The 24,467-nt window shown below is 70.8% G+C and carries 24 protein-coding genes; 15 read left to right on the plus strand and 9 right to left on the minus strand.

Translation table 11 applies throughout. From position 1 onward, the window contains the following. The first annotated feature begins 27 nt into the window (after nucleotides 1-27). The gene (locus QE392_RS03135; protein ID WP_307447760.1) at nucleotides 28-768 is read left to right on the plus strand and encodes a hypothetical protein; all 741 of its coding nucleotides are present in this window, start codon (nucleotides 28-30) and stop codon (nucleotides 766-768) included. Between the two features lie 382 nt (nucleotides 769-1,150). Here QE392_RS03135 and QE392_RS03140 read toward each other — a convergent pair whose 3' ends face one another. Next, nucleotides 1,151-1,411 (minus strand): DUF3253 domain-containing protein, encoded by a 261-nt coding sequence (locus QE392_RS03140; protein WP_307447762.1) that lies wholly within the window; start codon nucleotides 1,409-1,411, stop codon nucleotides 1,151-1,153. Nucleotides 1,412-1,458: 47 nt separating this feature from the next. On the opposite strand from QE392_RS03140, the gene QE392_RS03145 reads away from it, so the two are divergent. After that, the gene (locus QE392_RS03145) at nucleotides 1,459-2,190 is read left to right on the plus strand and encodes a YqjF family protein (protein WP_307447765.1); all 732 of its coding nucleotides are present in this window, start codon (nucleotides 1,459-1,461) and stop codon (nucleotides 2,188-2,190) included. Between the two features lie 149 nt (nucleotides 2,191-2,339). Here QE392_RS03145 and QE392_RS03150 read toward each other — a convergent pair whose 3' ends face one another. Further along, nucleotides 2,340-2,642, minus strand: coding sequence for a chorismate mutase (locus QE392_RS03150; RefSeq protein WP_307447767.1), 303 nt, complete (start codon nucleotides 2,640-2,642; stop codon nucleotides 2,340-2,342). Between the two features lie 80 nt (nucleotides 2,643-2,722). On the opposite strand from QE392_RS03150, the gene QE392_RS03155 reads away from it, so the two are divergent. Further along, a complete protein-coding gene (locus tag QE392_RS03155; protein WP_307447770.1) occupies nucleotides 2,723-3,847 on the plus strand; it encodes an AI-2E family transporter in 1,125 nt (374 codons plus the stop codon). Nucleotides 3,848-4,070: 223 nt separating this feature from the next. On the opposite strand, the gene QE392_RS03160 is transcribed toward QE392_RS03155, so the two are convergent. From QE392_RS03160 to QE392_RS03185, 6 genes are all read right to left on the minus strand, one after another. Then, complete coding sequence (locus QE392_RS03160) at nucleotides 4,071-5,270, minus strand: lactonase family protein (RefSeq protein WP_307447772.1); 1,200 nt, start codon at nucleotides 5,268-5,270, stop codon at nucleotides 4,071-4,073. Next, a complete protein-coding gene (locus QE392_RS03165) occupies nucleotides 5,270-6,556 on the minus strand; it encodes an adenylosuccinate synthase (protein WP_307447774.1) in 1,287 nt (428 codons plus the stop codon). Before QE392_RS03165 ends, QE392_RS03160 begins: the two co-directional genes overlap by 1 nt. Before the next feature lie 168 nt (nucleotides 6,557-6,724). Then, nucleotides 6,725-7,690, minus strand: a complete 966-nt coding sequence (locus QE392_RS03170) for a hypothetical protein (protein WP_307447777.1) — start codon at nucleotides 7,688-7,690, stop codon at nucleotides 6,725-6,727. Between the two features lie 24 nt (nucleotides 7,691-7,714). Next, nucleotides 7,715-8,317, minus strand: coding sequence for a TetR/AcrR family transcriptional regulator (locus tag QE392_RS03175; RefSeq protein WP_307447782.1), 603 nt, complete (start codon nucleotides 8,315-8,317; stop codon nucleotides 7,715-7,717). 208 nt (nucleotides 8,318-8,525) lie between these two features. Beyond that, nucleotides 8,526-9,143, minus strand: a complete 618-nt coding sequence (locus QE392_RS03180) for a 4-carboxy-4-hydroxy-2-oxoadipate aldolase/oxaloacetate decarboxylase (protein ID WP_307447785.1) — start codon at nucleotides 9,141-9,143, stop codon at nucleotides 8,526-8,528. A gap of 25 nt (nucleotides 9,144-9,168) precedes the next feature. Further along, nucleotides 9,169-9,768 (minus strand): TetR/AcrR family transcriptional regulator, encoded by a 600-nt coding sequence (locus tag QE392_RS03185; RefSeq protein ID WP_307447788.1) that lies wholly within the window; start codon nucleotides 9,766-9,768, stop codon nucleotides 9,169-9,171. A gap of 204 nt (nucleotides 9,769-9,972) precedes the next feature. Between QE392_RS03185 and QE392_RS03190 the strand changes: the two genes are divergently transcribed. From QE392_RS03190 to QE392_RS03215, 6 genes are all read left to right on the plus strand, one after another. Then, nucleotides 9,973-10,746, plus strand: coding sequence for a LamB/YcsF family protein (locus tag QE392_RS03190; protein ID WP_307447791.1), 774 nt, complete (start codon nucleotides 9,973-9,975; stop codon nucleotides 10,744-10,746). Further along, on the plus strand, nucleotides 10,743-11,441 hold the full coding sequence (locus QE392_RS03195) for a 5-oxoprolinase subunit B family protein (RefSeq protein ID WP_307447793.1): 699 nt from the start codon (nucleotides 10,743-10,745) through the stop codon (nucleotides 11,439-11,441). Before QE392_RS03190 ends, QE392_RS03195 begins: the two co-directional genes overlap by 4 nt. After that, the gene (locus tag QE392_RS03200; RefSeq protein ID WP_307447795.1) at nucleotides 11,438-12,451 is read left to right on the plus strand and encodes a 5-oxoprolinase subunit C family protein; all 1,014 of its coding nucleotides are present in this window, start codon (nucleotides 11,438-11,440) and stop codon (nucleotides 12,449-12,451) included. The genes QE392_RS03195 and QE392_RS03200 overlap by 4 nt, the downstream gene beginning before the upstream one ends. Next, complete coding sequence (locus tag QE392_RS03205; protein WP_307447797.1) at nucleotides 12,448-13,755, plus strand: MFS transporter; 1,308 nt, start codon at nucleotides 12,448-12,450, stop codon at nucleotides 13,753-13,755. The genes QE392_RS03200 and QE392_RS03205 overlap by 4 nt, the downstream gene beginning before the upstream one ends. A gap of 178 nt (nucleotides 13,756-13,933) precedes the next feature. Next, nucleotides 13,934-15,106: a pyridoxal phosphate-dependent aminotransferase gene (locus tag QE392_RS03210; protein WP_307447800.1), complete on the plus strand. Its 1,173-nt coding sequence runs from the start codon at nucleotides 13,934-13,936 to the stop codon at nucleotides 15,104-15,106. A gap of 87 nt (nucleotides 15,107-15,193) precedes the next feature. Then, nucleotides 15,194-15,886, plus strand: coding sequence for a Pr6Pr family membrane protein (locus QE392_RS03215; protein WP_307447803.1), 693 nt, complete (start codon nucleotides 15,194-15,196; stop codon nucleotides 15,884-15,886). Nucleotides 15,887-15,907: 21 nt separating this feature from the next. Here the strand turns inward: QE392_RS03215 and QE392_RS03220 are convergent, their stop codons facing one another. After that, complete coding sequence (locus tag QE392_RS03220) at nucleotides 15,908-16,837, minus strand: CPBP family intramembrane glutamic endopeptidase (protein ID WP_307447806.1); 930 nt, start codon at nucleotides 16,835-16,837, stop codon at nucleotides 15,908-15,910. Between the two features lie 390 nt (nucleotides 16,838-17,227). On the opposite strand from QE392_RS03220, the gene QE392_RS03225 reads away from it, so the two are divergent. The 6 genes from QE392_RS03225 (at nucleotide 17,228) to QE392_RS03250 (ending at nucleotide 24,377) form a co-directional block, all read left to right on the plus strand. After that, a complete protein-coding gene (locus QE392_RS03225; RefSeq protein WP_307447809.1) occupies nucleotides 17,228-18,214 on the plus strand; it encodes a glycoside hydrolase family 6 protein in 987 nt (328 codons plus the stop codon). Between the two features lie 19 nt (nucleotides 18,215-18,233). After that, nucleotides 18,234-18,917: a peptidylprolyl isomerase gene (locus tag QE392_RS03230; protein WP_307447812.1), complete on the plus strand. Its 684-nt coding sequence runs from the start codon at nucleotides 18,234-18,236 to the stop codon at nucleotides 18,915-18,917. Nucleotides 18,918-18,998: 81 nt separating this feature from the next. Further along, nucleotides 18,999-20,441, plus strand: coding sequence for an argininosuccinate synthase (gene argG, locus QE392_RS03235; RefSeq protein WP_307447815.1), 1,443 nt, complete (start codon nucleotides 18,999-19,001; stop codon nucleotides 20,439-20,441). 803 nt (nucleotides 20,442-21,244) lie between these two features. Next, nucleotides 21,245-21,850: a TetR/AcrR family transcriptional regulator gene (locus tag QE392_RS03240; RefSeq protein WP_307447817.1), complete on the plus strand. Its 606-nt coding sequence runs from the start codon at nucleotides 21,245-21,247 to the stop codon at nucleotides 21,848-21,850. Next, nucleotides 21,847-22,443 carry a hypothetical protein gene (locus QE392_RS03245; protein WP_307447820.1) on the plus strand — a complete coding sequence of 199 codons (597 nt, stop codon included), beginning with the start codon at nucleotides 21,847-21,849 and terminating at the stop codon, nucleotides 22,441-22,443. Before QE392_RS03240 ends, QE392_RS03245 begins: the two co-directional genes overlap by 4 nt. After that, the gene (locus tag QE392_RS03250) at nucleotides 22,440-24,377 is read left to right on the plus strand and encodes a YhgE/Pip family protein (protein WP_307447822.1); all 1,938 of its coding nucleotides are present in this window, start codon (nucleotides 22,440-22,442) and stop codon (nucleotides 24,375-24,377) included. The genes QE392_RS03245 and QE392_RS03250 overlap by 4 nt, the downstream gene beginning before the upstream one ends. Nucleotides 24,378-24,467: the final 90 nt, after the last annotated feature.

A 24,467-nucleotide genomic window follows, 5' to 3' on the forward strand; every position in this document is an offset into this window, starting at 1 on the left:
CATCGGCGACCGGCGTAGCATGACGCCGTGACGGAGTTCTTCGCTTTCCTCGGATCGCACTGGTGGATGGTCTTCCCCCTGTTCGGGATGACGATGGGCGCCGTCGGCGCGGCCGGCAAACGGCGTGAACTCGCCGAGCGTCGTCGCCATCGCGAGCGCATCGAACTGATCCGCGCGCAGGGCGGCTCCGCGCCGGCCGGCTCCGCGCCGGCCCCGGTCGCCGCGGCCGCACCGGCGCCCATCACCGACGACCAGCGCCGGGTCACCGAGGCGCAGGATGCCGTGACCCACCGCTGGCTCGAATACGAGCTCGACGCGGCGAAGCTCATCAGCTTCCCCGCGATGAGCGATGGCCGGCAGCCGCTGACCGCCGCGTTCCTCCGGGCGAAGAAGGCCGCCGACAACCTGCGCCCGCGAGACGGCGAGACGCTCTTGAGCGAGCGCCTGCGCGAATACCGCGAGGCCGTCACCGACTACGAAGTCGCCTTCGACGTCGCCGAGCGGGACGCCCGCCGAGTGAAGGACGCCGCTTTCACGACCGACGAGCGGAAGCGCCTCGATACGGCCAAGCAGCTGCTCAGCGTCGCGACCGACCAGGCCGCGACACCCAACGAGCGGCAGCTCGCCTATCGACGCGTCCGTGAGGAGCTCGACGGACTCATCTGGCTGAGCGACGAGGCGGTCGACGTGCTCGAGAAGAAGGTGGCGCTGGAGCTTCCTCGCGCCGCCGACCCCGCCCCGCGCACACCGCCGGAGCCCGCGGTCTGAGGCGCCGGGCGCCCGTCGACCCTCGCAGACCCGCGCCCATCTCGCAGATCGAGCGCGGGAAGCTGCGAGATCCGCGCCGAACTGCGAGCTGCGCGGCCCCGCGCCCTTCGTCGTCGGGCGCATGGCGCCGTGCGACGCCGACCTCGCAGACCGCCCGTCGCACGCTGCGAGCTGAACGACCACGAGGGCACCGCGGCCGCAACCCCGTGGTCGGGGGCGCTCCCGCACGTGCAGAAGAGCGCTGATCTCGCAGACCGAGCGCCGAGAGCTGCGACTTTCGCGCCGAACTGCGAGTTGCGCCGCCCCGCACCCGCCGGCGACAGGATGCCGCGCCCTCCGACGTGCGGTTCCTCGGGGGCCCCGCGAGGCACAGCCTGAGCTTTTAGGTCGTCCGGCGAATGCGGACCGGGCCGCGGGCCGTGGTCACGTCCACGACTTCGCCGCGCTGCGTCACCTCGACCTCGCCGAGACCGACCAGCTCGTGCGCGGCGTCGCGCGCCGGTTGCATGAGGTCGCGCCAGTCGTCACCGCCGACCGCACGGGCGGCCTCGGACGGGCAGATGGTCTTCCCGGCGTCGCGCGCCGCGAGGAGTTCGCGAATGGATGCCACGAGCCGGGGGTCCGCACCAGACGACGGGGTCATCTGTCCAGTCTCCCTCCGCACCGCGGCACCGGGGTCAGAATGACCCGGTGACCACCGAGCGCCACGCACCCGACCTTCCCGGCCGCGCCGTCATCGCGCAGCGATGGAGCCGCGCCGTCTTCGTGCACTGGCGCGTCGATCCGGGCGAGGTCGCGCCCCTTCTGCCGCCCGGCACCCGCCCCGATGTGCACGACGGGTCGGCGTGGGTCGGGCTCGTCCCGTTCGTTCTGAGCGAGTTCCGCTTCCTGCCGCTGCCCGCGGTGCCGTTCGTGGGGAGGTTCACCGAGATCAACGTGCGCACCTACGCCGTCGACGACGAGGGCCGTCGGGGGGTGGTGTTCCGCACCCTCGAAGCGGAGCACCTGGCCCCGGTCCTGGCCGCACGCGCGCTGTTCGGCTTGCCGTACCGCTGGGCGCGTGCCGGGGTGCGCAGCGACGGGCCCCGGATCGAGTACCGCTCGCGGCGGCATGGCACCCGGCATCCGGGAACACGTCTGCGCGCAGCCCTGGGAACCGAGCCGGTCGATTCACCCCTCTCCCGCTTCCTCACCGCCCGCTGGGGCTTTCACGAACGTCACCTCGGCCGGACGATCTGGGCCGCGAACAGCCACGAGCCGTGGCCTCTCGTCGCCGCGGAGCTCGAGGCGCTCGACGACGACCTCGTCGCCGACGCCGGATTCCCGCAGCTCGCCGGCCGCTCCCCCGACTCGGTCCTCGCCATGCCCGCCGACCACCCCGGCTTCATCACGCGCTTCACCGCGGCGCGGTCGATCGCCTGAGCCGGGGATTCACCGCCCGACGGGCTTCCCGCCCGATGGGCTTTCCGCCGAACGGGCTTCCCACGGAACGAGCTTTCCGCCGAACGGGCTTCCCGCCCGACGGGCGGGAAACGGCTTCGGGACGGGTCGCGCGACGCGGAGCCGAAAACTCAGTCCGCGGCTTCGGCCGCGGCCGAGCGGTGGTGGCGGATGACCTCGGCGACGACGAAGTTGAACCACTTCTGGGCGAACGCGGGATCGAGGTCGGCGTCTTCGGCAAGACGCATCAACCGAGCGATCTGCTGCTCTTCGCGAGCGGGATCGGATGCCGGCATCCCGTGCTGCGCTTTGAGCACACCCACCTGCTTCGTGCAGCGGAAGCGCTCCGCCAGGAGGAAGATCAGCGCGGCGTCGATGTTGTCGATGCTGCCGCGAAGCCCCTGCAGGATCGTCGAGGGGTCGGCGTCGGTCATGTGTCCTCCCAGATCGCTCCGACCCTACCGTGTGGGTCTATGGTCCGTGCGCCACGACCCGTGAGACCTACAGTGTGACCATGAGCCGATCGACGCGTCCCGATCCCACGTCCGCGGGCGCCGAGGCCGGCGTGCCGACCTCCCGCGACCGGCCCGTCTGGACCGGTGTCGCCCGCCCGTACGCCGCGGGGTTCTTCCTCACCCTCGGCGGCCTGACGGCCATCCTCCTGGCGCTCGCGCTGTCGAACCTCTCGACGGTCCTCATCTACATCGCGATCGCGCTGTTCGTGGCCCTGGCCCTCGACCCCCTCGTTCGGATGCTGGTTCGCCGGGGGCTCTCGCGCGCCTGGTCGATCGTGATCGTGTTCGGTGGGCTCGCCCTGATCCTCGCGGGCTCCCTCTGGCTCCTCATCCCACCGGTGGTGCGCCAGGTCGAGCAGTTCATCGGCGACATCCCCGCCTTCGTGAACGATGTGATCGACAGTGACGCCGTCCGCTGGGTCGAGACGAACTTCGGCGACAGTCTCGGCGACATGCTGCAAGAGGTGCAGAGCTTCGTCACCAACCCGACGAACATCGCCGCCGTCGGCGGCGGCCTCCTGCAGGTCGGCATCAGCATCGGCGCGTTCATCTCGGGGGCGATCATCGTGCTGGTCCTGAGTCTGTACTTCCTGGCATCCCTGCCCCGGATGAAGAACAGCCTCGTCCGCCTCACGCCCGCCCGGAGCCGCGCGACCGTCGCCGACATGACCGGGCAGATCACCGACTCGGTCGGTGGCTACCTCGCCGGCATGGTCGTTCTCGCCCTGTGCAACGCCGTCTTCGCCTTCATCGTCTTGACGATCGTGCAACAGCCGTTCGCGGCGCTGCTGGCGGCCCTCGCCTTCGGCATCACTCTGATCCCCCTGGTGGGTTCGGTGCTGTTCTGGGCGACCGCAACGTTGTTCACGCTGATCGTCAGCCCCACCGCGGGACTCATCTTCGCGATCGCCTACCTCGTCTACATGCAGCTCGAGGCATATCTCCTCACTCCGCGGGTGATGAGCCGCACGATCTCGATCCCGGGCGCCCTCGTCGTCATCGGCGCTCTGGTCGGGGGCACCCTGCTCGGCCTGCTCGGCGCTCTCGTGGCGATCCCCGTCACGGCGTCGGTCCTGCTGATCGTCAAGCAGATCGTCATCCCGAGACAGGATGCCAAGAAGTAGCTCGCCCGCTCCGGTTGAGGCGCTGGACGACGAGCGAGCGGCGCGCGCCGTGCCGGGCCCGGTGGGTCGGACCCCGCGAGGGGGCGCCGCGTGGCGCACCCCGGCGAGGCGGCGCCGTGTGGCGCACCCCGGTAAGGCGTCCGGATCGCACAGGCGGCGTGCCCCGCGGAGCGCCCGAGGTGCGCTGCTCACCGCCCCCACGGCAGCGTTGGGTGTGAGGCGCTCAGCGCATCGGTAGCAGGCGCGTCGGCGACGGCGACGGCGTGCGGTGGCGCACCCGTCCCGGAACGCCGGTCCGGAGATCGAGCGGCAGGGACACGATCTCGTCCGCTCGCTGACCGGCGACGAGGAGGGTGTCGTGGACGACGACGTGGTGTCGCGGCCAGTGCGTTCCGGTCTCGGCGAGCGCGGTCAGTTGCAGCGCGTTTCCGGCGCCGCGCACCGCGAGCACGCCGACGGTGTCGCTGCCCCGCACGCCGGCGTACAGCGTCGATCCGTCGCGGCTCGCGCAGAGCTCGGCGGCGGTGTCGGTATCGAGGGTGCCGAGCAGCGGCTGGCCCGAGATCACGTGCCACCGGCCTGTGCGGTCGGCGGCCAGGACGAACACCTCGCGGCTGAGTTCGGCGACGACGTAGAGGTGGCCCGACGGGTGCCAGAGGCCGTGCCGCGGACCGCTGCCCTTCGGCAGCACGACCTCCTGCGCCAGGCGGAGTGCGCCGACCCCGGGCCGCCAGAAACGGACGAGGTCGAGCCCCATGTCCGTGGTGGCGATGAGTCCGCCCGGCAGGAACGTGGCGTGGTGCGCTCGCGAGACGCGGGCGCCGGCCGCCGCTTCTTCCGACTCGGCATCCGTCTCGGGCACCTCGTCGTACGCGGGGACGAGGTGCGAGAACTCCTCGCCGGCCGCCGCGCGTAGCGCACGGGCAGCGGCGGCGAGATCGGGCACGACGGCACCCGACACGCGTGCACCCGTCGAGACGGTGTCTTCGCCCGGCGCGGAGCCGTAGGGGTCGTTCGCCTCCTCGGCCACGAACGGACGCGACGGTCGGCCCGCGGCATCCAGGTCGATCCGCACCACGCGACCGTCGCCCCAGCAGCTCGCGACGAGGAACGACGCGTCGGGCGCGACGGCGACGTGACAGACAGCCGCACCCGCCTCCACGGGAGGGCCCGCCGGCGCGAGGCGCGTCTCGGACGTGCGGCGGTACGCCTGCACCGTGCCGTCGGACTCGAGCGCGGCGTAGAGCACGTCGAGAGTCGGATGCGTGGCGATCCAGGAGGGCGAGCCGGGCGCCGCGACCGCCGTGCCCACCATCCCGAGCGGACCCCCGGCGCCGGGTGCGTCGGCCTCGCCGGCCTGCAGGATGCCGATGCCCTCCGCCGACCCCGTGTCGGGGGCGTAGGCGCCGACCCAGAAACGCATCAGTCGATGAGGTCGTGTCGCACGATGACCTGGTCGCGCGCGGGGCCGACACCGACCACCGAGATGCGGGTGCCGCTCATCTTCTCGAGCGCCAGCACATAGTCCTGCGCGTTCTGCGGGAGGTGATCGAACGTGCGGGCGGTGGAGATGTCTTCGCTCCAGCCCGGGTAGTACTCGAGGATCGGCTTCGCGTGGTGGAAGTCGGTCTGGTTGACCGGCAGGTCGTCGAACCGTTCGCCGTCGACGTCGTACGCGACGCACACGGGGATCTGCTCGAGACCCCCGAGGATGTCGAGCTTGGTCAGAACGAGGTCGGTGATGCCGTTGATGCGCGTCGCATACCGGGTGATGGGGGCGTCGTACCAGCCGACCCGACGGGGGCGACCGGTGGTGGTGCCGAACTCGAAGCCGCGCGAGCGCAGCCAGTCGCCGTTCTCGTCGAACAGCTCGGTCGGGAACGGACCCGAGCCGACGCGCGTCGTGTACGCCTTGACGATGCCGACGATGCGGTCGAGGCGGTTGGGACCGACGCCCGATCCGGTCGATGCGCCACCGGCGGTGGCCGACGACGACGTCACGAACGGGTACGTGCCGTGGTCGACATCGAGCATGGTGGCCTGGCCGCCCTCGAACACGACGACGTCGCCGGCCTCGAGGGCATCGTTGAGCAGCAGCGACGTGTCGGCGACCATGGGACGCACGCGCTCCGCGTACGACAGCAGGTCTTCGACGATCTCGTCGGCCGTGATCGAGCGGCGGTTGAAGATCTTCACCAGCAGGTGGTTCTTCTGGTCGAGCGCCCCCTCCACCTTCTGCCGCAGGATGTTCTCGTCGAAGAGGTCTTGCACGCGGATGCCGACGCGGTTGATCTTGTCGGCATAGGCGGGGCCGATGCCGCGCCCGGTGGTGCCGATCATGCGCTTGCCGAGGAAGCGCTCGGTGACCTTGTCGAGCGTGCGGTGGTACTGCGTGATGAGGTGCGCGTTGGCGCTGATCTTGAGCCGGCTCGTGTCGAGGCCGCGGGCGTTGAGCGCCTCGAGCTCGTTGAAGAGCACCTCGAGGTCGACCACGACACCGTTGCCGATGACGGGGGTGACCCCCGGAGACAGGATGCCGCTCGGCAGCAGGTGCAGCGCGTACTTCTCGTCGCCGATGACGACGGTGTGCCCGGCGTTGTTGCCGCCGTTGAACTTCACCACCCAGTCGGTACGCTCACCGAGCAGGTCGGTGGCCTTGCCCTTGCCCTCGTCGCCCCACTGGACGCCGACGATCACGATTCCGGGCATGTGCGCTCCTCGCGTCTGATTCCGGCGGTACACCCCATCCTATCGAGCGGGTCCGACATCGCCGGGCTCGGGCCGGACCCCGCGCCCGCTCGATTCCGCACGGCTCGACGGTGCGCGACACGACGAGTGGGGCGCTCTGCAGAAGCGGGGGGAGAGAGGTGCAGTGGATCAGGGAGAGACCGCGGTCGGAGCGCGGAGCACCCGTGCGTGGCCGCGCACGAACACGGCCACGACCCCGACGAAGGTCGCGGCCGCGAGGACGACACCGGCGAGCAGGAACCCACCGGCGGGGGCGACGACGGACTGACCGGCGAGCGCCTGGCCGGTCAGCAGTCCCAGGAGGATGAGGAGCGCGACGCTCGCGACCGCGACGAGCTCGAGCCGCAGGCGTGCGTCGCGAAGGACGCGGATTCTCCTCCCGGCGAGCTCCAGACCGAGGACACCCAGCGGCAACAGCTGCAGCGCGTGCATGCCCACGAAGTGCGGTACCCGCAGGTCGCCTCCTTCCGTGCTCCATCCGAAGAAGGGCAGCCCCGCGCCGCCGTCCGGGACCCCGACGGCGTGCGCCCCGACGATCCCCTCGAAGTCATCCAGTTGCGCCTCGGTCGGCCCGGTCATGAAGAAGGCGACGGCCATACCGATGAGCCCGATGCCGACGCCGGCGCGGACGGCGAGCGTGCGTGCGCGATCGGGCGTCGGATTGAGCACGAGTGCGACCGCGGCGGCGAGCCCCGCGATCCACAGCGCCGCGATCGAGGCACCCATGACCACCCAGAGCGTGCTGTTCAACGGCGTGGTGACGTTGAAGTGGCTCGTCGTGCCTGCGGCTGCGGCGCCGGTGATGATCACGATCTCCGCAACGATCGCGACGGCGGTCACGGTGCCCGCGATGTCGGCCACGCGTCGCCATCGCCGCAACTGTCCGATCATCCACGCGATCGTGATGGCATACAGTCCCAGCGAGATCGCGAACTTCATCGGCTTGAACCAGGCATTCTGACCGAGGATCTCGCGTGGGTCGACCACCGCGGCGACGCCGGTGACCAGGACCAGACCTCCCATCGCCGCAGCGACGACGACGAGCGGGCGATGCCACCGGTCCGGCAGGGGAAGGGCGCTGCTGATGCTGTTCACGATGGACTCCCGGTTCCGGTCGGTTCAGATGGGGCTGGAGGACCCAGCTCCGGCGACGTGCGTGCCGACGGCGGCTTCGTCCCGGAGAACATCGGCGACGAGATGCGCGAGCAGGTCATCCGACACCTCGGAGTTGCGGAAGAGGGTCAGGTGAATGAGCGGCCCGATCAGGGCGGCCGTCGCCGCACGCACGTCGAGAGCGGGGCGCAGCCCCTCAGCGGTGCGCGCGAGGTCGAAGCTCGCGGACAGTCGGCGTTCCACTTCCTCGAAGAACTCGTCCCGACGGACCGCGACCTCCTCGTCCCACAGGGCCTGATGCATGAGCGTCAACGTCGCGACGCCGACTTCGGGCAGGGTCAGTCGGTCGACGAGGGTCCGCAAGCTGGCCACCAGCCAGTCGCGAACGGGCACGGTGGGGTCGACGAAGAACGGGAGCTCACTGCCCAGAATCGTGTGGAGGAGCAACTCGCGGGTCGTCGGCCAGTGCCGATACACCGTGGCTCTCCCCACCCCGGACTCGGCGGCGACGCGTTGATGGGTCACGGCCGACGGCCCCTCGCGGGTCAGGAGCCGGATCGCCGCATCTTCGATGATCGCTCTGCTGCGCAGGTGGCGGGGATCGGTCACGCCACGTTCTGAGACAGATTGTTTCATACATGACAGTGTGGCACGACTCCCCCTGTGAGGCAAGACGTCTCACAGATGTCGCATCAGCCCGCGCCCGCACGATGAAGAGCGGTGGCACCGCCGTCGCGCGCCGCATCACGCTCGGGCGCCGCGCCGTCGGCCACGGGTTCGCCCACCGCGCAATGACCGGCGGTGACGATCGATGACGCTAGCGCGGCCGAGGCAGACCGAGCAGATCGAGGGTGGTGGCTCCCTCGAGGATCCGTCGTCGCATTTCGTTCTCCTTGCGCTCCCGCTCGTGCCCCCTCTCGATGGCCTGATCGAGTTCGACGGCCGGGACGACGACGAGTCCGTCGGCGTCTCCGAGAATCGCATCGCCGGGATGCACGAGTTGTCCCCCGATCGTGACCGGGACGCCGACGTCTCCGCGCTGCACCTTGGTCGTCTTGCGGATGCACACACCGCGGGTGAAGACGGGGAAGCCCGCCGCGATGATGTCCTGACTGTCGCGAACGGCACCGTCGATGACCAGAGCCGCCAGGCCCCGCTGTTGCGCTGCGAGAGTGAGGACGTCGCCCCAGGGACCCGCTTCGACGTAGCCCCCGGCGTCGACGACGAGAACGTCGCCGGGACCCGCGTGGAGAAGACCGACGTGGATGAACCAGTTGTCCGCCGGCTCCAAACGGATGGTCACCGCTCGTCCGGCCACGCGCGACGTCGGGTCCAGGGGCTTGATCGCGGGGTCGATGGCACCCCGCTGCCCGTTGGCCTCGTAGACGGTCGCCGCACCGAGGGCCGCGAGGGCGGTGTAACGGGGGTCGGGCATGAGGTCTCCTTCTGTCAGGGGGAGGTCAGACGCGCACGGCGTCGAGAGAACGCCACTCGCGCAGAGCGGCGATATAGGCGATCCGCATCAGCTCGATCGCGTCGGGCATGGCATGGCCGCGTGCGGTGAGGTCGAGCAGATCGCGGGGGTCGAACATCAGGTTCAGGAGGAAGAGGGCGCTCTCGAAGCGGTCCTCCTCGATCTGCTCCGCCTTCAGCAGCCGTCGCAGCGGTCGCTCCCACGCCTCCCGGGTGGTGGCGATCAAGGGATCCTGCGCGTCCAAACGCTCGAGATATCCGCGACGCGACCGCAACTGCACCAGTCCGGACCCGTAGACCTCGATGATCGATCCCCACTCGGTCAGGACCTGGGCGAACAGATGGATGCCAGGGGCCTCGCATTCGTGCGAGAAGTCCCTGAGCTGCGCGAGGACCTCGATCATGTAACGCCCCAGCAGGGCGTCCGTGGAGGCGTAGTAGCGGTACACCGTCGGCGCCGACAGACCGGCCCTGTCCGCAACGGCGGGGATGTTCACCCCCGTCGGATCATCGCGGAGAAGCTCACCGGTCGCGCGCAGGATCGCCCGGTTGTTTCGCACGACGTCTTTGCGGGGCCTTCTCGCCACGGGTGGTCCTTTCCTCAAAGCACGAAGAAAAGCTAACACAGCTCTCACTTCATGCACGAGACCCATCATCTCGGATCACCGTCTCGAAGGGATCCGCGATGTTTCACCCGTGTTTCTGGCGCTGAAAGTTTCTGCGTCGCGCTTGCATCTCCCCCTCCGCCGCCGCAGCATAAACGCAACACCGTTTGTGTTTTAGGAGCAGAGATGACGCGCACCATCGATCTCATCGCCGACGTCGGCGAGGGGTACGGCCCCTGGGGGCTCGGCGACGACGCCGAGCTGCTTCCTCTGCTCACGTCCGCCAACATCGCCTGCGGCTTCCACGCCGGAGACCCCGCGGTGATGGAGTCGACGGTGTCGAGGTGCCGGGATCTCGGAGTCGCGGTGGGAGCCCACCCCGGGTTCGACGACCGTCGCGGGTTCGGCCGCCGCACGATCGAGATGACCGCCGACGAAGTGCGTCAGGACGTGCTCTATCAGCTGGGCGCGATCTCGGCGTTCGCACGAGCGGAGCAGGTCCCCCTCGAACACGTCACGCCGCACGGACGCCTCGGCAACCTCAGCATGACCGACCGGACCTACGCGACGGGCATCGTCGACGCGGTCGAGAAGTTCGACCCGACACTGCCGATCGTGACCCCTCCCGGCGTGATCGTCGACATCGCCCGCGCGCGCGGGCTGACCGTGGCCCGCCTGGTCCTCGCGGACCGCGCGTACGAGCCCGACGGAACGCTCGTCTCGCGACGCCGGCCCGGGGCCGTGCTCCACGATCCGGAAGAGATCCTGGACCGACTCGCCCAGCTCGTCGAGACGGACACGATCACGGCCGTCGACGGCACCGTCATCCCGGCCGACGCCGACTCGATCCTCCTCCACGGCGACACGCCGGGGGCGGTGTCCCTCGCCCTCCGCATCCGCGACACGCTCCGCGAGAGCGGAGCCCGCATCGCCCCGCTGCGGGAGGTCCTGAACCCATGAACGCCGCCCGCGTCACGCCGTACGGGGACTCGGCCCTCCTCGTCGAATCCGATGCACCGCACGTCACGCAGAGGTGGGAGGCCGCCCACCGGCTCGGCGCCTCGCTGCGCGCGTCGACTCCCCCCGGTGTGGAGGGGATCATCGCCACTTTCGACACCCTGGTGGTGGAGTTCGACCCGCTCCGGACGGATGTCGCCGATCTGACCTCCCGTCTGCTCGCGGAGAGTGCCGCCCCGGCCCGTGGGACGGCTCCCGGCCGCGAGTGGATCATCCCGATCCTCTACGGCGGCGACGCCGGCCCCGACATGGTCGCGGTCGCCGACGAACTGGGCATCACGCCCGACGACTTCGTCGATCAGCACTCCTCGGCGTCCTGGCGGGTGGCGTTCAACGGGGCACCCGGCGGCGCGCCGCTGCACGAAGGGTCGCCGTTCGCATCATCGATCCGCCGACGTCCCGAACCGCGCATCCGCATTCCGGCCGGTTCGCTCGCCGTCGCGGGTCATCAGGGCACCTTCTACACGATTCCCGCTCCCGGAGGCTGGCGACTGATCGGTCGCACCCCGCTGCGCCTCATCGCGCCCGAGCGCCCCGAGTTCGTCGCCATCCAGCCCGGCGACATCCTGCGTTTCCGTCCGATCTCGGCCGCCGAGTTCGCCGCGACCGAGCCCCAATTCGTCGGGAGTCGGCGATGACCGCGAGTCTCACGGTCCTCGAGGCCACCCGCGCCGCCGTGACCGATCTCGGCCGGTTCGGGTCTGCTCATCTCGGCATCCAGGTGAACGGCGCTGCCGACCAGGTGTCCGCTCGCACGGCGAACATCCTCGTCGGCAACGGCGACGGCGCACCCGTGCTCGAGACGTCCCTCACTCCCCTCGGCGTCCGCACGCAGACGACGGCACTCATCGCGGTCACCGGTGCCGTCGGCGCCGCCACGATCGACGGCGTCGAGCTGCCCCTGCGCACGCCCGTGCTCACCTGGCCCGGCGCCGAAGTGCGCATCGAGCCGGCGAGGGCCGGAGTGCATTCGTACCTCGCGGTCCACGGGACGATGCGCGGCGACCTGTTCCGCGGAAGTGTCGCCGTCGACCCCCTGCTGGGGCGCGGTCGTCGACTCGCCGTCGGCGACTCGGTCGAGGTGGACGACGCCGACGTCAACCTGCCCCCCTTCCTCCCCCTCTTCCGCCTGAACGCGCCGGCACCGGAGCACACGCACACGTGGACCCTGGACGTCCTCGCGGGCCCGGAGGCCGGACAGTTCCCGGGCCTGATCGATGCGCTGCCCCACACCGTCTTCACGGTCGGCACGGACAGCGACCAGGCCGGCACACGTCTGGAAGGCCCGACGTTCCGGCGCATCGCCTCGGACGAGATCCTCTCGCGCGGTGTCCCGCTGGGTGCGGTGGAGATCCCCCCGGCGGGCGGGCTGATCGCCCTCCAGCGTGGGCGCCCCATGACCGCCGGCTACCCCGTCGCCGTCGTCGTCGCGCGCGCCTCGCACCACCTGCTCGCGCAGGTCCGCCCCGGCGACGACGTGCGTCTGCGACTCGTCGACCGCGCCGACGCGGTGCGTCGCCTCGCCGACATCGACACGTCGCTGTCCGATCTGCGTCGGCGGGCCGCCGCGATGTACGACGCCTGCGGTCTCTTCGACCGTTCCCAAACCTGCTCCACCCTCTCACCCGCACAGAAAGCGAGCGCATGACCACCACCTCTGCCGCACCGCAGACGCAGCTCAGCAAGAAGCAACTCCGCAAGGTCGTCTTCGGAGGCTCCGCCGGCGTCTTCGTCGAGTTCTTCGATTACGGCATCTATGGATTCCTCGCCAGCACCATCGCGCTGGTCTTCTTCCCGCCCACCGCACCCACCGCGGGCATCATCATGACCTGGGGGATCTTCGCCCTGACGTTCCTCGTCCGCCCGATCGGCGGACTGGTCATCGGCTCCATCGCCGACCGCATCGGACGCCGCCCCGCCCTCGTCCTCTCCCTGACCCTCATGTCCGGTGCGACCGTCGGCATCGGCCTCCTGCCCGGCTACGCCGTCATCGGGGTGGCTGCCCCCATCCTCCTGCTGCTCCTGCGTCTCATCCAGGGCTTCTCCGCCGGCGGCGAGGTGGCCAGCGCCTACTCGTTCGTCGCCGAGAACGCCCCGAACCAGTCCCGCGGTTTCCTCACCTCCCTTCCCCAGGTGGGCTCCTACCTGGCCATGCTGTGCGGCACCAGTCTCGGCGTCGCCCTCGCGACCTTCCTTCCCGCCGGCTCGCTCGAGGAGTGGGCATGGCGCGTGCCGTTCCTCGTCGCCGCGCCCCTCGGCCTTCTCGGCTTCTGGATCCGCCGCAGCCTCGACGACACCGTGGCATTCCTGGAGACCAAGAAGAACGACGACGTGGCGCACAACCCGCTCGCCGAGACCATCCGCGACAAGAGCGTCCTGCGCAAGGTGTTCTTCGCCGTGGCGCTGGCCCTGCTCAACAGCAGCGGCTACTACATCCTCTTCAACTACATGCCGAGCTTCCTCACGCGCGAATTCGGGTTCACGACCGGCAACGGTCTGGCCATCACCTCGCTGTCGATCGTCGTCATGCTCGTCGCGATGCCGACGCTCGCCCGCCTGTCCGACCGCATCGGCCGCAAGCCGGTCATGCTCGCCGCCGCCGCCACCTCGGCGATCGCCGCCATCCCCGGGTACGCCCTCGCCTCGACGGGCGACTTCGGACTCGCCGTCCTCGGCGCGGCGCTCATGGCCCTGTGCTTCGCCGGTCACTCCGCCCTGATCGCGGTGTGTCTCGTCGAGCTCTTCCCCACCCGCGTGCGCGGAACCGCGTATTCCCTGGGCTACAACATCGCCACGGCCATCTTCGGCGGGGCGGCCCCGCTCGTGATGACGAGCCTGATCGCGGCGACCGGGCAGACGGCGATCCCCGCCTACTACGTCGTGCTCACCGCCGTGGGCAGCGGCATCGCCGCTCTCTTCATGAACGACGGAGCACGCAAGCCCATCCAGTGACCGGAGGGCGGAGGTCGGAAACGGCCTCCGCCCCCAGCACCGCATCGAGGACACCGATGACATCGCCCTCCCTCCGCTCGTTCTGCTGGGTGTGCGGCCTCACGGCCACCCCCGCCTGCCAGACCCACGCCCCGCCCCTCGTCGTGCCCCGACACGACGGCACACCCTCCCCCCAGGAGTGACATTGCTCTCCCCCGCCCTCACGTCCTCACCCACCGTCACCGACCGCATCACCGCCGCCTCCCGCCGCCCCGCCGGGCTGGGAGCGGTGCCGGCGGGTGCGATCTCCTTGGCGATGGGTGAGCCCGACGCCGACACCTCCCCCGCCATCACTGCCGCCGCGGTCACCGCCCTGCGCGCCGGACGCACCCGCTACGAAGCCCTGACCGGAGCGCCCGCGCTGCGCAGCGCCCTCGCCGAGCACATCACCGCCGGCACCGGCCGGCCCACCAGCGCCGCCGAAGTGGTCACGACGCACGGAGGAAGCGCGGGGCTGGCGGCGACGATGCTCGCCTTGCTGAGTCCGGGCGATCGCGTGATCGTGCCCGAGCCGACGTACTCGCTCTACACCGACCACCTGGCCATGATCGGCGCGGAACAGGTGTGGCTCGCCCCCACCCCCACCGGTCGCATCGACCTCGTCGGGCTGCGCGCCCTCGCCGCTGACGCACGCATGCTCGTGCTGTGCAATCCGGCGAACCCCACCGGCGCCGTCCACACCGCGGCCGAGCTGGCCGAGATCGCCGAGATCGTGGCCGCGCACCCGTCGCTGATCCTCGTTTCCGACGAGGCGTATTGCGACATCGTCTTCGACGGCGCCGACTTCCTCTCCGCCGCCGCCCTCCCCGGCATCCGCGAGCAGGTCGTCCTCGTCGGCACGTTCTCGAAGTCGTACGCGATGACCGGGTGGCGCCTGGGCTACGTCGTCGCGAACGAGGAGCACGCCGCACGCATCAATCTGGTGCACCGCACCCTGAACGGCGCGCTCAGCACGTTCGTCCAGGACGCCGGCCTCGTCGCCCTGCGTACCCCTCCCGGCGAGCTGGCGCGGATGCGCGACACGTATCAGCGCCGCCGCGACCTCGTCGTCCGGCACCTCGATGGCATCCCGGGCATCGACCTGGCCCGTCCCGCCGGCGCGTTCTACGCCTTCCCGCGGGTGCACACGGACGTCGATTCGCAGACGCTCGTGCAGCGTCTGGCCGAAGGGGGCGTCCTGCTGCGTGCCGGCTCGGAGTACGGTCCGTCCGGCGAGGGACATGTCCGCCTCTCGTTCGCCTCGGACGAGGCGCACCTCGAGGAAGGGCTCCGGCGGTTCGTCGACGTCGCCCGCCGCCTCATCCGAGAGTGAGCGACAGCGTCGCGGTCCGTCGTGGGGCGGATGAGCCGGGAGGTGTCGACGGACGCGCCGCGCGCCGGGCGCGGGTAGCCTGAGGCGATGCTGCGTTCGCGCGAATGGGCCCTCGGATGGAACGTCGCGCGCATCGCCGTCGCGGTGCTGATCGCGGCAGCGGTTCTCGCGCAATTCGCGGCGAGCGTGTCGGAAGCCGTCGCCCGCGGCCGCGACGTGGCGACGGTGATCGCCAACTTCTTCAGCTTCTTCACCATCCTGTCGAACGTGTCGGCGTGCGTCGTCCTGGTGCTGCTCGGCATCCGGTTCCTCGTGCGACGCCGCACCACCGACGTCGATCCGGCCCCCGTCGCCGCCGCCCTCGCCTGGGTGTCGACCTACATGATCACCACGGGCGTCGTCTACAACCTGCTGCTGCGCGATCTGCCGCTGCAGCCCGAGACGGTCGCGTGGTCGAACGAGGTCATGCACGTCTGGGGGCCGCTGTTCCTCCTTCTCGACGTACTGATCGGGCCGAACCGCCGGCGCCTGCCCTGGGCGGCGGCGTTCGGCGCCGCGATCTTCCCGATCGCGTGGATCATCTACACCCTGCTGCGCGCACCGCTCATCACGAACCCCACGACGAAGGCGCCGTTCTGGTACCCCTACCCGTTCCTGAACCCCGAGACGGGCGGCTGGGGGCATGTCGTGATGTACATCATCGTCATCGCCCTGGCCATCATCACCCTCGCCTTCGTCGTGGTCGCGGTCGGCCGCCGACGCGGCATCCGGAGCACCTGACCAGGTCGGACGGTCCCCGGATCAGGATGCCGCGCTGCGCGATGCGCGCGGGAGCATCGCGCCCCGGCGAACTCCGGCCACGGCCATGACCACACCGGCGGCGAGCGCGATCACGATCAGCACGAGCGACCCCTCTCCGCCCATGACTCCGCCGGTGAGCCACTCCGGTCCCGACAGCTCGGCGCGGAGCAGGCCGTCTCCGGCCTCGGACCCCGACACGTTCAGACCGAACAGCGCGCTCTGCGAGGCGTTGAACGCCAGGTGGAGCGCGATGGGCAGCCACAGGCGACGCGTGAGGAACCACGCCATGTTGAGCAGCAGGCTCGCCGAGAGGAAGACGTAGACGGCGGCGACGGGCCCGGCGGGCGACGAGAAGGAGTGCACGAGTGCGAAAAGCACGCTGACGATCGCCAGAGCGCCCCACGACCCGACCCAGCCGTCGAGGATGCGCAGCAGGAAGCCGCGGAAGAAGATCTCCTCGACGATCGCGGGGCCGACGCCGAACATGATCCCGGTGAGCACGCCCCATCCGAGCTGCACCTCGGTGACGCGGTAGACGCCGATCGCCGCGAGAAGGCCGACCGTCGCCGCCACGACGCCGAAACCGACGAGCAGCCCGATTCCGATCTCCGAGACCGCACCGGCACGGGAGAACTCCGTCACCCGCCGGCGCGAGACGAAGCGCACCACGAGGACGAAGCCCAGGATGCTGAATGCCGCTCCGACGAGGAAACCCACGGGCGCGGCGGGTCCCGGCGCGGAGAGGATCTCCCCCACCGAGACGACGCCCGTCGCTTCAGCGGTCACCGCGAAGACGAGCACGGCCGCGAGCGTGGTCAGCACCCGGGATCCGACGAACACCACGAGCCCGAGGAGGAGTTGAAGGATGCGACGTCGCTCGGGCTGACGGACGTCGACGGTCGGGTGGAGCTCGTGAGGATTGCGCTGCATGTCCATCCTTTTCGCTCAGGGGCTGTCCGCATCCTATCCACGGCCGGCTCGCGTGCGTGCGCCGCGGTCGATGCCCTCCGCCCCTCCGGTCAGCGCGGCGGCGACGCGGGGGATGGCTGTGGGAAGCCGACGTGCTCGTCATCGCGCCGTCATCCGCGCACCACGTCAGGCGGAGAAGGCCCCGGCTGGCCGCCGCGTCGTCGGCCGAGGCCGGACTGCGACGCGGTGCACCGACGAGGAGCGGCGCCGGCGACCGACCGATCTTTTCGCGTGATGCGTACCGCGCGTCGCGTCTCTCGCGCCTCGGAGCCGTGGGCCGTATCCGGAAAAAGCTTTGCATAGGCATAATGAATCACCCGTTTTGCCTGAAGAAAGCACCAAGATATGCCGATGTCTCCAAGGTCCTGGAGGAGTCGCTTCATCGCGGGCGCCCTCGCCGCCGCCCTGTCGTTCTTCGTCGGGGCGCCTGCTTCGGCACGGGAGGTCTCGTCCGCGACGACTCCGAGCAGCAACCCCCTGGCATCCGGTCCGGCGATGCCCACGTACTCCGCCGCGGCCGAAGCCCAGAAGGCCGCTGCGGCGGCCGGGCGCACGAGCGTGGCGAAGCAGATCGGGGTGATCGCGAGCCAGCCGACCGCCGTCTGGCTGGGCGAGTGGTACGACGACGCGGCGCTCGTGCGCGTGCTGCGGGCGGAGTCGGGAGCCGCGATCCAGCAGAAGAAGACCGCGGTCTTCGTCCTCTACGCGATTCCGGCCCGCGACTGCGACTTCTACTCCTCCGGGGGATTCGACGCCGCCGGGTACCAGCGGTGGACCCGCCTCATCGCGCAGACGCTGCGGGGAACGCCCTCCGTCGCCATCGTCGAACCCGACGCACTGTCCATGCTCGGACAGTGCGACGGGCAGGGAGACCGCCTCGGTCTCATCGCCGACGCGGTGCGCGTCCTGGCCGACGCGGGGGTCCCCTCGTACATCGATGCCGGCAACTCCAACTGGATCCCCGCCGAGACGATGGCGGAGCGCCTGCGTGCCGCGGGAGTGGCGAGCGCCCGCGGCTTCTCCACCAACGTCTCCAACTTCAAGCTCACCGCCGACGAGCAGCGCTACGCCGAGAGCCTGCGGACGCTGCTGGGAGGCACCGCCCGCTACGTCATCGACACCTCGCGCAACGGCCGCGGCTGGACCGGCGACTGGTGCAACCCCTCAGGGGTCGGCCTCGGCACGACGCCGCGGGCCGTCTCCGGCAGCGGTGGCCTCGACGCGCTGCTGTGGATCAAGCGTCCGGGCGAGAGCGACGGCGAATGCAACGGCGGACCGGCCGCCGGCAGCTGGTTCGAGAAAGCGGCGCTCGACCTGGTCGCGCTCCGCAGCAAGTAGACGCTTTACCCTGGTGCACGTGCGCATTCGACTGATGTCCGCGGCCGTCGCCGCCTCCGCCCTGCTCCTGCTCGCCGGCTGCGCGTCGACCGAGCCGGCTCCGGCGACGAGCCCTTCGAGCGAGAGCACGCCGAGCGCCGGCGCCGTCTCGGGCGACTGCTCCTACCCGTCGTCCGGCCAGCCCGCCGTCGATGTCACACCGCCGGCGGCGGGGACCGAGCAGCCCACCGGCGAGGTGCAGGCGGTGCTGCAGACCTCGGCGGGCGACATCCCGCTGACTCTCGACGGCGAGCGCACCCCCTGTACGGTCGAGAGTTTCGTCTCGCTCGCGCAGCAGCAGTACTTCTCTAACACCGAATGCCACCGGCTCACCACCTCGGGCATCTTCGTGCTGCAGTGCGGCGACCCCACCGGCACCGGACGCGGCGGCCCCGGTTACCGCTTCGCCGACGAGCTCGACGGGACGGAGACCTACCCGGCGGGCACCGTCGCGATGGCCAATGCGGGCCCGGGCACCAACGGGTCGCAGTTCTTCCTCGTATACGAAGACACCGAACTCGCCCCGAACTACACCGTGTTCGGCACGATGTCGCCGGAGGGCCTGTCGGTGGTGCAGCAGATCGCCGCGGGCGGCACGGCAACCGGAGGCCCCGACGGCGCCCCCGCGAACCCGGTGACCATCACCGGCGTCACGGTCGGCTGACCCCTCCTCCCCTGCACCGAAGGTCCCCGGGTCGTCGCACCGCACCGGGGCTCGTCATCGCGCCGCAATAGAATCGAGAGCATGTCCAAGGTCCTTCAGTCCCTTCCCGTCGGCGAGCGCGTCGGCATCGCGTTCTCGGGTGGTCTCGACACCTCGGTGGCCGTCGCGTGGATGCGCGACAAGGGCGCCATCCCCTGCACCTACACCGGCGACCTCGGGCAGTACGACGAAGACGACATTGAGTCGATCCCCGGTCGCGCCACCCAGTACGGCGCCGAGGTCTCGCGCCTGGTCGACTGCAAGACCGCGCTCGTCGAAGAGGGCTTCGTCGCCCTCGCCTGCGGCGCGTTCCACATCCGCTCGGGCGGCCGCACCTACTTCAACACCACGCCGCTGGGCCGTGCGGTCACGGGCACGCTCCTCGTGCGCGCGATGAAGGAGGACGGCGTCGACATCTGGGGCGACGGCTCCACCTACAAGGGCAACGACATCGAGCGGTTCTACCGCTACGGCCTGCTTGCCAACCCCGCGCTGCGCATCTACAAGCCCTGGCTCGACGCCGACTTCGTCACCGAGCTGGGCGGGCGCAAAGAGATGAGCGAATGGCTCGTCGCCCACGATTTCCCCTACCGCGACAGCGCCGAGAAGGCCTACTCGACGGATGCCAACATCTGGGGCGCCACGCACGAGGCCAAGACGCTCGAGCACCTCGACGTCTCGCTCGAGATCGTCGAGCCCATCATGGGCGTGCGCTTCTGGGACCCGGCGGTCGAGATCGAGACCGAAGACGTCACAGTCGAATTCGAGGCCGGTCGCCCGGTCGCGATCAACGGCACGCGCTTCGACGACCCGGTCGCGCTCGTCCGCGAGGCGAACACCATCGGCGGCCGTCACGGCCTCGGCATGAGCGACCAGATCGAGAACCGCATCATCGAGGCCAAGTCGCGCGGCATCTACGAGGCCCCCGGCATGGCGCTGCTCTTCCTCACGTACGAGCGCCTGGTCAACAGCATCCTCAACGAGGACACCCTGGCCACCTATCACGAGCAGGGGCGGCGTCTCGGTCGCCTGATGTACGAGGGCCGCTGGCTCGAGCCGCAGTCGCTCATGCTGCGCGAGTCGATCCAGAAGTGGGTCGGATCGACCATCACCGGGTCGGTCACGGTGCGCCTGCGCCGCGGTGAGGATTACACGATCCTCGACACCGTGGCATCCGGCATGTCGTACTCGCCCGAGAAACTCTCGATGGAGCGCGTCGGCGACGCCGCCTTCGGCCCGGTCGACCGCATCGGCCAGCTCACCATGCGCAACCTCGACATCGCCGACTCGCGCGCACGGCTCGAGCAGTACGCGAGCCTCGGCCTCATCGGCGGCCCGACCGGCGAGCTCGTCGGCGACGTCGCCGCGGGCGGCGCCCACGAGATCACCGAGCCCGCCGCACCGCTCTCGGCCGACGGCGAGCGCCTCGCCGAAGCGACCGACGCCGCGGGAGAGTCCGCTGCGTTCGACTCCGGCACCGACTGACGCACACCTTCGACGAGAGCCCGCGGCGCGCAGCGTCGCGGGCTCTCGTGCGCTCGGCGTCGCCCCCCCCGGTGACTTCGGCCATATGCACGCGAAGAGTCCGCCCCGACGTACATTTCGCGCAAGTCAACGATCAAAGGACCGCGGGCGACGCGCTCGGAGCCCGACCCCGCCGCGACGCGCTCGGAGCCCGACCCGCCGCGACGCGCTCGACGCCCCGACCCGCCGCGACGCGCTCGAGGCCCGGGATCGGTGACTTCGGCCATATGCACGCGAGGAGCGCGCGGGGCCCGACCCCGCCGCGACGCGCGCGGGGCCCGACCCCGCCGCGAGGCGCTCGGGCCCGGGATCGGTGACTTCGGCCATATGCACGCGAGGAGTCCGCCCCGACGTACATTTCGCGCAAGTCAACGATCAAAGGAGCGCGGGCGACGCGCTCGGAGCCCGACCCGCCGCGAGGCGCTCGGGGCCCGGCATCGCTGACTTCGGCCATATGCACGCGAGGAGTGCGCCCCGACGTACATTTCGCGCAAGTCAACGAGGAAAGGCGCACGGGCGACCCGCCGCGACGCGCGCGGGGCCCGGGATCGCCGCGACGCGCTCGGGGCCCGGACCCGCAGCGAGGCGCTCGACGCCCGGCATCGGTGACTTCGGCCATATGCACGCCCCGAGTGCATCTCGGCGTACATTTCGCCGAAGTCAGCGAGGGGGCGGCGGCCGAGGGTGAGGCGCGGCGGCGGCGCGCGGGTCGCGGCCCAAGAAACTACACACACGTGTGCAACTTCGGCGTACACTGGGCCGTCGTGAGCACCTCCACCCGCCGCGACGCCGTCGAGAACCGCGCCGGCATCCTCCACGCCGCCACCGCGGCCATCGGACACGACCCGCGCGCGTCGATCGACACCATCGCTCGCCGCGCCGGACTCTCCCGCCGCGCCCTGTACGGCCACTTCGACGACCGCAACGCCATCGTGCGCGAGGTCATCGCCGCCGGCGCCGAGCGTTTCAACGCCATCGCCGCGGGCATCGACGACGCCGACTCGCGCGTCGCGCTGGCCCGCCTGGCATCCGAACTCTGGCGTGAAGCCGCGCACGTCCAAGCCGCTGCGGCCCTCGCGCTCGACGACGCCCACCTCGCCGAGACCTCCGCGGCCCTCGCGCCGCTGCGCCGCCGCATCGCCCAGATCGTGCGCCGCGGACAAGAGGCCGGAGAGTTGCGCACCGACCTCCCCGCCCCCACGCTGTCGCGCCTGCTCGAAGAGACCGGCCGCACGGTCGTCGCGCGCGTCGACGCCGAGAGCGCGACCGCACGCGCGATCGCCGTCTGCGCGGTGCTCGGCATCGCGGGGCTCTCGTGGACCGAGGCGCGCGCGCTGCTCGCCGACCACCCCGATCTGGAGGCGTCGTGAAGATCGTCGTCGACGCCGTCGCCAAGGGCCGCAGCGCCCTGCCCGAGACCTCGACGGCGTTCGAGACCGGCCGCGCGAGCCTCGTCGTCGCGGAGACCGAGCAGCGTCCCACGGTGCTGGGCCTCGTGGCATCCGGCCGCATGAAGACCGATCGCGGCACCGTCACCGTCGACGGACGGGTGGATGCCAGGACCCTGCGCCGCCGCATCGCCCTCGTCGACGCGCCCATCGTCTCCGAGCCCGAGCCGAACGTCTCGGTCACCGGCGTCGTCGCCGAAGAGCTGATGTTCGCCGGTCACGCGCCCACCCCGTTCGCCGCCGCCCGCTGGCTGGCGGGCATCGGGCTCGACGCGATCGCCGGCCTGCCCATCGGCACCGTCGAGCCGTCGGCGCGCATCCGGCTGCTGCTCGAGCTGGCGACTCTCCGCGCCGACGTCGAGGGGCTCGTGCTCGTCGCCCCCGATCGGCACGGTGGCGAACCGCTCGACTGGTGGCGGATCGCCGAGGAGTTCGCCGAGCGCGGCTACGCCGTGCTGGTGATCGCCGGGCACGCCTCGCGCACCGCCATCGACGCCCGGGAGGTCGCGAAGTGAAGATTCCGCAGATGATCACGGCGGAACTGCGCCGCCTCACGTCCACGCGCATGTCGGTCATCGCCCTGATCGCTCTGCTCGCCGTGCCGATCTTGTACGGCGGGCTGTACCTCTGGGCGAACCAGGACCCCTACGGCAACCTCTCCAACGTCCCCGTGGCGCTCGTCGTCGACGATCAGGGCGCCGAGGTCAACGGGCAGCAGCGCAACCTCGGCGACGAGGCCGCTGAGCAGCTGGTCGACAGCGACACGTTCGAATGGCACCGCGTCTCGTCCGACCAGGCCGACGCGGGCCTGCATGCGGGCGACTTCGACTTCATCGTGATCTTGCCCGCCGATTTCACGGATGCCGTGGCCTCGCTGTCGAGCGACAGCCCGCGCCAGGCCGACATCGAACTGCGCACGAACGACGCGAACAACTACCTCGCCTCCACGATCGGCACGCAGGCGGTCGCGCGGATCCAGGCATCCGTCGCGCAGAAGGTCATCGACGAAGCGGGACTCACCCTGCTCGACGCCTTGCACACCATCCGCCTGAAACTCGTGGATGCCACCACCGGGGCGACCCAGCTGGTCGACGCACTGGCGACGGCGAAAGACGGCTCCGCGCAGCTCGCGAGCGGCTCGGCGACCCTCGCCGACGGCGCATCGCAGCTGGCCGACGGCACCGCGCAGCTCTCGGCCGGCGCGAACCAGTTGCGCGACGGCAGCGCCCAGCTGCGCGACGGCTCCGCGCAGGTCGCCGCCGGTGCGCAGCAGGTCGCGGGCGGCGTGGACCGCATCGACGCCGCCGCCCAGCGGGTGGGTTCTGCCGCCGGCGATGCTGCCTCCCTGCTGCCCCAGGCGCGGGCCGACATCGCGCGGGCCCTGACCGACGCGGGCCTCGACCAGGCGCGGATCGACGAGATCCTCGCCCGGCTCGACCCGGTCGGCGACCGCCTCGCCACGGCGAACCAACGCGTGCAAGACACCGTCGCCCAGATCGACCAGCTCGACGCGGGAGCCCGGCAGGTCGCCGCGGGAAGCGCGACCGTCGCCACCGGCGCGGCGAGCGCGGCCGACGGCGCCTCGGCCCTCGCCGACGGCGCGGGCACCGCGGCATCCGGTGCCGCGCAGGTTCGCGACGGCTCGGCTCAGCTGCGCGACGGCGCCGCCCAGCTCGACGGCGGCATCGGCCGGCTCTCGACGGGGGCGACGCAACTGCGCGACGGGCTCGCCGCGGGGGTCGAGCAGATCCCCGACTCCGACGATGCGACCCGGCAGGCCCAGGCCCAGGCGATCTCCGACCCGGTCGCGGTCGGCACGAGCGCCCTGACGAAGGCGCAGAACTACGGCGCCGGTCTCGCCCCGTTCTTCGCCGCCCTGGCGGGCTGGATCGGCATCTACGCGCTGTTCCTCATCGTCAAGCCCGTCTCGAAGCGCGCGATCACGGCGCTGCGGTCTCCCGTGCGCGTGACGCTCGCGGGCTGGCTGACCCCGGCGGGACTCGGCGCCCTGCAGATGGTGGGGCTGTTCACGGTGCTCGCGATCGCACTGCAGTTCTCGTTCGCAAACCCGGCTGCGGCCCTCGGCATCCTGCTCTTCGCCTCGGCGACGTACGCGGCGATCGTGCTCGCGCTGAACGTCTGGCTCGGTTCCGTCGGGCAGTTCCTCGGACTCGTTCTGATGGTGCTGCAGCTCGTCACCGCCGGCGGGACCTTCCCGTGGCAGACGCTTCCCGCGCCGCTGGCGGCGCTTCATCATGTGCTGCCCATGGGGTACGTGGTGGATGCCATGCGGCAGGTCATGTACGGCGGCGACCTCTCGCGCGTCGGGCCGGACCTGCTGGTGCTGGGCACGTGGATGGTCGGCGGCGTGCTGGTGGCGGCGATCGGCGTGACGCGGATGACGCATCACCGCACCCTGAAGGACCTGCAGCCGAGCCTGATCGGCTGACGCGGGTCCCGGCGGCTCCGGCCCGTTCCGCGGTGTCCGGTGATGTCCGGCGGCTCCCGGAGTCTTATCCGCGGCCCCGAGCCTGTCGAA

This window comes from Microbacterium proteolyticum (genome assembly GCF_030818075.1).
In the GTDB taxonomy this organism is placed as follows: domain Bacteria; phylum Actinomycetota; class Actinomycetes; order Actinomycetales; family Microbacteriaceae; genus Microbacterium; species Microbacterium proteolyticum_A.